The sequence below is a fragment of the Stutzerimonas stutzeri genome (assembly GCF_024448935.1).
Lineage (GTDB): Bacteria > Pseudomonadota > Gammaproteobacteria > Pseudomonadales > Pseudomonadaceae > Stutzerimonas > Stutzerimonas stutzeri_AO.
The window spans coordinates 24,594-31,029 of the sequence record NZ_JAMOIE010000059.1; the positions used below are offsets into that span (position 1 = coordinate 24,594).

Genomic DNA, 6,436 nt, shown 5'->3' on the forward strand with positions numbered 1-6,436 from the left:
GATCACTACGACCGGCTAACTTGAGCGAGTCATTCCATGCTTTGGCAGGAACATGGAAATGAGAGCTGCCAACAGAATGAATCCACTCGACACCCATAGGCAGGCCTGCAGTCCATAAGCCTGGAACACCCAGCCGGACAGCAGCGTGCCGATCAAGCGGCCCAGGGCGTTGGACATGTAATAGAACCCCACGTCCAGCGAGACACCGTCTTCCTTGGCGTAGCTGATGATCAGATAGCTGTGCAGCGAGGAGTTCACAGCGAACAACACGCCGAAAAGCATCAGCCCGCCCAGCAGTACCGTAAGGGCTGACCAATCGGTGGAAAGACCCAGCGCAATCAAGGCAGGCAAACCCGCCAGGGAAAGCGCCCAGGCGAACGCCGCACGCCCGTCCGGCACATGACCTCGTTTCTTGCCCGTGATATTAGGCGCGAGGGACTGCACGATGCCGTAACCGATGACCCACGCCGCGAGAAAGCCTCCGACCAGCCAGAAGTCCCAACCAAATACGGTGCTCAGATAAACCGGAAGGGCTATCACGAACCAAACGTCGCGAGCGGCGAACAGGAACAGACGTGCCGCAGAGAGGATGTTGATTGCCCGGCTCTTGGAGAGCATGTCGCGGAACTTGGGCTTGGCCTTGGCCTTGCCGAGATCCCTCTTCAGGAATACCAGGCTGCCTATGAAGACCAGGGCCAGCACCGCCGCCATGGCCAGCACCGCGCCGGCAAAGCCGAGCAGCGCAAGCAGCGCCCCGCCGAGGAAAAAGCCCACCCCCTTAAGGGCGTTCTTCGAGCCGGTCAGGATCGCTACCCACTTGTATAGCGTGCCCTGCTGACTATCCGGTACCAGGAGCTTGATTGAGCTCTTGGCACTCATCTTGTTCAGATCCTTGGCAATACCGGAAAGCGCTTGTGCGCCCATCACCCAAGGCACGGTTAGCCAAGCCGCCGGTACGGTGAGCATCAGCAATGCGAGCACCTGCACGCCCAGCCCAATGTTCATGGTCCGATTGAGGCCGAGGCGAGCGCCAAGGTAGCCACCCACCAGGTTGGTGATGACACCGAATATCTCGTAAAACAGGAACAGCGCTGCGATCTGCAGGGGCGTGTAGCCCAGCGAGTGGAAGTGCAACACCACCAACATGCGCAATGCGCCATCGGTGAGGGTAAAGGCCCAGTAATTACCGGTGACCACCAGGTACTGACGTACTTCCACAGACAGGGTCGACAACGCTTTCATGTGTGCTCCCGATTACACTGCAGCGCCGACCAGCCGGGCCAGTTCGACGGCACGATTGGCATATCCCCACTCGTTGTCGTACCAGGCGTAGATTTTCACCTGGGTACCGTTGACCACCATCGTGGATAGCGCGTCGATGATCGAGGAGCGCGGATCGGTGCGGTAATCGATGGAGACCAGGGGACGTTCCTCGTAGCCAAGAATGCCCTTCAGCGGACCTTCGGCGGCAGCCTTGAGCAGTTCATTCACTTCTTCCGCGGTGGCCGCTTGTTCGACTTCGAACACACAGTCGGTGAGCGAAGCATTCGCCAGCGGAACACGCACAGCATGACCGTTTAGCTTGCCGCGCAGCTCTGGGAATATTTCGGCGATCGCCGTGGCCGAACCGGTCGTTGTCGGGATCAGGCTCATCCCCGAGGCGCGGGCACGGCGCAAATCCTTGTGCGGGGTGTCGAGGATGCTCTGGGTATTGGTCAGATCGTGGATGGTGGTGATCGATCCGTGGCGGATACCCAGACTTTCATGAATCACCTTGACCACCGGCGCCAGGCAGTTGGTTGTGCAGGAGGCGGCTGTGACGATGCGATGCTGGGCTGGATCGAATAGCTGGTGGTTGACGCCCATGACGACGTTGAGCGCGCCCTTTTCCTTGACCGGGGCACACACCACGACGCGCTTAACGCCCTGGTCCAGGTAGGCCTGTAATACGGCTACGGTTTTCATCTTGCCGCTCGCCTCGATGACGAGATCGCAATCGCTCCAATCGGTCTCGGCGATCGCCTTGTTCGCCGTAACCTGGATGTGCTTGCCGTCGATCAGGATGCAATCGCCGTCGCTGCTCGCCTCTTGTCCCCAGCGGCCATGCACCGAGTCGAAATTGAGCAGGTGGGCGTGGGTCGCGGCGTCGCCAGCAGGATCGTTGATCCGGACGAATTCCATTTCGGGCCAGCCCCAGGCCGCACGCAGTGCCAATCGACCGATACGGCCAAAACCATTGATGCCAACTTTGATCGTCATGCTGGTATCTCACAGAAGAAGAGCGGGGATCAGTCGAACTGATTGATCCAATTAAGGTGTGCAGGGTGTTGGATGGCTTTCGGTCGCAGCGCCTGCACCTGAGCGATCGCGGTATCCCGGCCAAGACCCGCCTCGATCAGGATGCGAGCGGCAATAAGACCGGTGCGCCCCGAACCGCCTTTGCAGTGAATGGCGAGAGATTCCCCGGCCTTCAGTTGGGAGAGGATTGGCTGCCTGGCCTCCTTCCACTGGCGTCCGAAATCTTCGAGAGGGACCTGCTCATCCGCCACCGGTAGGTGATACCAGGCGAGACCCAACACCTCACATTGCCTGGAAATGTCGCCCGCATCGTTCGTGTCCAATTCGCTTTGCGGCATCAGCGTGATGACGGCGGTGGCTCCGGCTTGCTTGAGCGCAGCCAATGCGTCTGTCAGGAAGACTCCCTTGGTGCCGGGGCAGGGGGTGAAAATCAGCTTTCCCGGCAAGCCTGGGATGCTGAGCACATCGTAGGGGTGGCTCATCTTTAGTTCCTCGATCAGATAGCGCGCTGATTGACCCGCCGGGAAAGTTCCTCGGCCGACTCCTTGCGCTCGGAGTAGCGATCAACCAGATAGTCAGACCGGTCACGTAGCAGCAGGGTGAACTTCACTAGCTCTTCCATAACGTCGACCAGCCGGTCGTAGAACGCGGAGGGTTTCATTCGACCGTTCTCGTCGAACTCCAGAAAAGCCTTGGGCACCGAGGACTGGTTGGAGATGGTGAACATGCGCATCCAGCGACCAAGTACTCGCAGCTGGTTGACCACGTTGAACGATTGCGATCCTCCGCAGACCTGCATGACCGCCAGCGTCTTGCCCTGGGTCGGGCGAACCGCACCCATCGCCAGCGGCACCCAGTCGATCTGTGCCTTGAATACTGCGCTCATGGAGCCGTGACGCTCGGGCGAACACCAGACCTGGCCTTCGGACCATTTCATCAGCTCGCGAAGTTCCTGCACCTTGGGATGGGTGTCAGGAACATCGTCCGGCAGGGGTAGACCTGAGGGATTAAAAATGCGGGTTTCAGCGCCGAATCGTTGGAGCAGCCGTGCAGCTTCCTCGACCATCAATCGACTGAACGAGCGCTCCCGATTCGAACCGTAGAGCAGCAGGATGCGTGGCGGGTGAGTTGGCGTGCTCTCGATGCCGAGTTTTTCCAGGCTCGGAGGGTTTGCCAGCCCGAAATCGAGATTCGGGAGCAGATCGTCTTTCATGGTCACTCCTGTTGTACGGGGGTGGCAGCGCTATCGAACCAGCGACGCTTGAGCCACAGGGCAACGCCAACTAGCGAGATCAAGACCGGCACCTCGACCAGCGGACCGATCACCGTGGCGAAGGCCACCGGAGACGCCAGGCCAAAGGTGGCAATGGCTACCGCGATGGCCAGCTCGAAGTTATTGCTCGCTGAGGTAAACGCCAGAGCAGTAGTACGGGGGTAATCGGCCTTCAGCACCTTGCCCATCCAGAAGCTGACAAAAAACATCACGATGAAGTAAATCGTCAGCGGGATGGCGATTCGAACTACGTCGAGCGGCAGCTGCAGCACCATATCGCCTTTGAGACTAAACATCGCGACGATGGTGAGCAGCAGGGCCACCAAGGTCAGAGGGCTGATTCGCGGAATGAAATGCTCGGCGTACCACGCTTCTCCCTTCTGCCCGATCAGCACTTTGCGGGTCAGGAATCCGGCCAGAAACGGGATACCGAGGTAGATCAGCACCGATTCGGCTATGTCAAAGAAGTTGGTCTCGATGACGCTACCCTGCAGGCCAAACAGCGGCGGCAGCAGCCCCAGAAAAATCCATGCGTACACGCTGAAGAACAGGATCTGGAAGATACTGTTGAAGGCCACGAGGCCCGCCACGTACTGGTTGTTGCCACCGGCGATCTGGTTCCACACCAACACCATGGCTATACAGCGAGCGAGGCCGATCAGGATAAGACCTGTCATGTACTCCGGATAGTCGCGCAGAAAGATGACAGCCAGGGCAAACATCAGCACCGGCCCGATGACCCAGTTCTGAACGAGGGAGAGCACCAGGATGCGCTTGTCCTGGAACACCTGGGGCAGCTCTTCGTATTTCACCTTGGCCAGAGGGGGATACATCATCACGATCAGGCCAATGGCAATCGGGATATTGGTGGAGCCTACAGACAGGCTGTTCAACCAGGCTGGCAGACCCTCGAACACGCTTCCCAGGCCTACGCCCAGTGCCATCGCAAGGAAAATCCAGAACGTCAGGTAACGATCCAGAAAGGAGAGACGACTCTTGCTCATGCGGCTACCTCAAGTGCAGCTATGCGCGCTAGCTCGGCTTTCAGTTGGTCGGGGCTGAGCTGCTGCAGCGGCAAATCGAGAAAGGCTTGCACCCGAGCGCGAATGATTGCGAGCGTACGATCAAAAGCGGCGTCGACTTCCGCCTCAGTGCCTTGCAGCTCTGAAGGATCAGCCAGCCCCCAGTGAGCCTTCACCGCCGGCCCAAAGAACACTGGGCAAGCGTCGCCCGCCGCCTTGTCGCATACGGTGATTACGAAGTCAGGATTCAGCGACTCATGCGAGTCGATCGACTTGCTCGACAGCCCTTCGGTCGAAATACCCTCCTTTTGCAGCGCCTTCAGGCTGAGCGGGTGAACAATTCCCTTGGGGTGGCTTCCGGCGCTATAGGCTTTCATGCCGGCCGGCGCCATCGCGTTGAACGCGGCCTCTGAAAGGATGCTTCGGCAGCTATTAGCGGTGCAGAGAAACAGAATCTTCATCAATCAGGTATCCCTTGGGTTGGATGAGCCCAGGTGAGCTTCAGCAGCAGGAGGCGGTACGCGCAGGGCGGTCACCCATCTGGCTCAAGCGCTTCGCATCTGGGCTGAGCCAGTGGCGGTTTGAAGAAAGGGTGAGTTCGATGATGCGGGCCACCCAATCCGGCAGATTCGGGTGCAACCGGTAGTACACCCATTGCCCCTGCCGGCGATCTTCCAGTAGTCCACAGGTGCGCAGTTGCGCCAGATGGCGGGAGATCTTTGGCTGGCTCTCGTTGAGAGCAAAGGTGAGTTCGCACACGCACAGCTCGCTTTCTTCGGCGATCAGTAACATCGCGCGGGCGCGGGTTTCGTCAGCCAGGCATTTGAATACGGTGGTAGGAGTCAGGTGGTCGGCCATGAAAGTCTTAGCGCTTGGTTTTTACTAGAACGAACATTTTGATCCTTTCATGAATCTCGTGAAGAGCATGACGGAAGGCGTCGGGCTGGTCGCTGCTGACTGGGTCTTCGAAATTCCATGCGAGAACCTCAGCGGAGCCCGGCAGCGCCTGGCATTCCAATGCCGATTTATCGCACAGGGTTATGACGTAATCGAATTGCTGACCGGCGAACTCATCAATGGATTTGCTGCGCAAGCCATCGGCATTTACGCCCAAGTTCCGGAGCGCGGCGACGGTGCGCGGATCAACGCCTGTCGGGGCAGTACCAGCACTGAATGCTTCGAAGTGTTTGGCGTCGGTGTGCCGCAGGAGTGCTTCGGCCAGCTGTGAACGGGCGGCATTGGCAACGCAAACAAAGAGCACGCGAGACTTGTGAGCCATGGGAAATGTCTCTGACAAATTCGGAAAAACGAATATATGGTTTTTCACATAAAAGGTAAACCTACGCTTGCCTCAATCACCATTGGTGCTGACAACCCGTCGTATAGCAGCTCGCTTTAGCCGGTTCACGTTCTCGCTAACCTCTGAAACGTTTTATTACATCTGTAAATTCGCATATATGAATTTTGTAATGAAAGCGTCATCGGTACGGATTTAGGTTGCGTCCCACCTCAACCCAATGCAGGAATCTACGATGAAAAAACTGACCCTGTCCGCGCTAATGCTGGCCTCCCTCTTCGCCGGCACCGCCGTAGCCGGTGAGTTCGACAAACCTGGTTTCGTCACCGAAGTCGAAGACGGCCGACTGTGGGTGTTCCGCGAGGGCTCCCAGGAGCTGAAGGACTTCGAAGCCACCGGTGAGCCGGCCAAGCAGTTCACCGACATCGGCACCGGCCCTAACGGCATGACCGTCAAGGCGGCCGATGAGAAGACTCTCAAGGCCTACTTGGAAACGCTGAAGAAGTAATTTTTACCAAGGCCGCCTTCGGGCGGCCTTTCTTTTGT

The 6,436-nt window shown here is 58.3% G+C and carries 9 protein-coding genes; 1 reads left to right on the plus strand and 8 read right to left on the minus strand.

All coding sequences use genetic code 11. The features are described from left to right. Nucleotides 1-15 precede the first annotated feature (15 nt). Genes arsJ through NA637_RS16495 form a run of 8 tightly spaced genes read right to left on the minus strand, consistent with a single transcriptional unit; the run spans nucleotide 16 to nucleotide 5,872 of the window. Nucleotides 16-1,242, minus strand: a complete 1,227-nt coding sequence (gene arsJ / locus NA637_RS16460; RefSeq protein ID WP_003291049.1) for an organoarsenical effux MFS transporter ArsJ — start codon at nucleotides 1,240-1,242, stop codon at nucleotides 16-18. Nucleotides 1,243-1,254: 12 nt separating this feature from the next. Then, nucleotides 1,255-2,259, minus strand: coding sequence for an ArsJ-associated glyceraldehyde-3-phosphate dehydrogenase (locus tag NA637_RS16465; RefSeq protein ID WP_003291048.1), 1,005 nt, complete (start codon nucleotides 2,257-2,259; stop codon nucleotides 1,255-1,257). 29 nt (nucleotides 2,260-2,288) lie between these two features. Beyond that, nucleotides 2,289-2,780: a cyclin-dependent kinase inhibitor 3 family protein gene (locus NA637_RS16470; protein WP_028238051.1), complete on the minus strand. Its 492-nt coding sequence runs from the start codon at nucleotides 2,778-2,780 to the stop codon at nucleotides 2,289-2,291. A gap of 14 nt (nucleotides 2,781-2,794) precedes the next feature. Further along, the gene (gene arsH / locus NA637_RS16475; protein ID WP_028238050.1) at nucleotides 2,795-3,511 is read right to left on the minus strand and encodes an arsenical resistance protein ArsH; all 717 of its coding nucleotides are present in this window, start codon (nucleotides 3,509-3,511) and stop codon (nucleotides 2,795-2,797) included. A 2-nt stretch (nucleotides 3,512-3,513) separates the two neighbouring features. Then, the gene (arsB, locus tag NA637_RS16480) at nucleotides 3,514-4,575 is read right to left on the minus strand and encodes an ACR3 family arsenite efflux transporter (RefSeq protein ID WP_003291043.1); all 1,062 of its coding nucleotides are present in this window, start codon (nucleotides 4,573-4,575) and stop codon (nucleotides 3,514-3,516) included. Beyond that, nucleotides 4,572-5,054 carry an arsenate reductase ArsC gene (locus tag NA637_RS16485; RefSeq protein WP_003291041.1) on the minus strand — a complete coding sequence of 161 codons (483 nt, stop codon included), beginning with the start codon at nucleotides 5,052-5,054 and terminating at the stop codon, nucleotides 4,572-4,574. The genes arsB and NA637_RS16485 overlap by 4 nt, the downstream gene beginning before the upstream one ends. 40 nt (nucleotides 5,055-5,094) lie before the next feature. Then, a complete protein-coding gene (locus NA637_RS16490; protein WP_003291040.1) occupies nucleotides 5,095-5,451 on the minus strand; it encodes a metalloregulator ArsR/SmtB family transcription factor in 357 nt (118 codons plus the stop codon). A 7-nt stretch (nucleotides 5,452-5,458) separates the two neighbouring features. Next, nucleotides 5,459-5,872 (minus strand): arsenate reductase ArsC, encoded by a 414-nt coding sequence (locus NA637_RS16495; protein ID WP_003291039.1) that lies wholly within the window; start codon nucleotides 5,870-5,872, stop codon nucleotides 5,459-5,461. Between the two features lie 253 nt (nucleotides 5,873-6,125). Here NA637_RS16495 and NA637_RS16500 point away from each other — a divergent pair, with 253 nt between their 5' ends. After that, nucleotides 6,126-6,398 (plus strand): hypothetical protein, encoded by a 273-nt coding sequence (locus tag NA637_RS16500; protein WP_003291037.1) that lies wholly within the window; start codon nucleotides 6,126-6,128, stop codon nucleotides 6,396-6,398. The last annotated feature ends 38 nt before the right edge of the window (nucleotides 6,399-6,436 follow it).

What these genes read in the sequence shown, in the direction of transcription:
- NA637_RS16485 (WP_003291041.1), bottom strand. Translation starts at nt 5,054, where the DNA reads ATGAAGATTCTGTTTCTCTGCACCGCTAATAGCTGCCGAAGCATCCTT.
- NA637_RS16490 (WP_003291040.1), bottom strand. Translation starts at nt 5,451, where the DNA reads ATGGCCGACCACCTGACTCCTACCACCGTATTCAAATGCCTGGCTGAC.
- arsB (WP_003291043.1), bottom strand. Translation starts at nt 4,575, where the DNA reads ATGAGCAAGAGTCGTCTCTCCTTTCTGGATCGTTACCTGACGTTCTGG.
- NA637_RS16470 (WP_028238051.1), bottom strand. Translation starts at nt 2,780, where the DNA reads ATGAGCCACCCCTACGATGTGCTCAGCATCCCAGGCTTGCCGGGAAAG.
- NA637_RS16500 (WP_003291037.1), top strand. Translation starts at nt 6,126, where the DNA reads ATGAAAAAACTGACCCTGTCCGCGCTAATGCTGGCCTCCCTCTTCGCC.
- NA637_RS16495 (WP_003291039.1), bottom strand. Translation starts at nt 5,872, where the DNA reads ATGGCTCACAAGTCTCGCGTGCTCTTTGTTTGCGTTGCCAATGCCGCC.
- arsH (WP_028238050.1), bottom strand. Translation starts at nt 3,511, where the DNA reads ATGAAAGACGATCTGCTCCCGAATCTCGATTTCGGGCTGGCAAACCCT.
- NA637_RS16465 (WP_003291048.1), bottom strand. Translation starts at nt 2,259, where the DNA reads ATGACGATCAAAGTTGGCATCAATGGTTTTGGCCGTATCGGTCGATTG.
- arsJ (WP_003291049.1), bottom strand. Translation starts at nt 1,242, where the DNA reads ATGAAAGCGTTGTCGACCCTGTCTGTGGAAGTACGTCAGTACCTGGTG.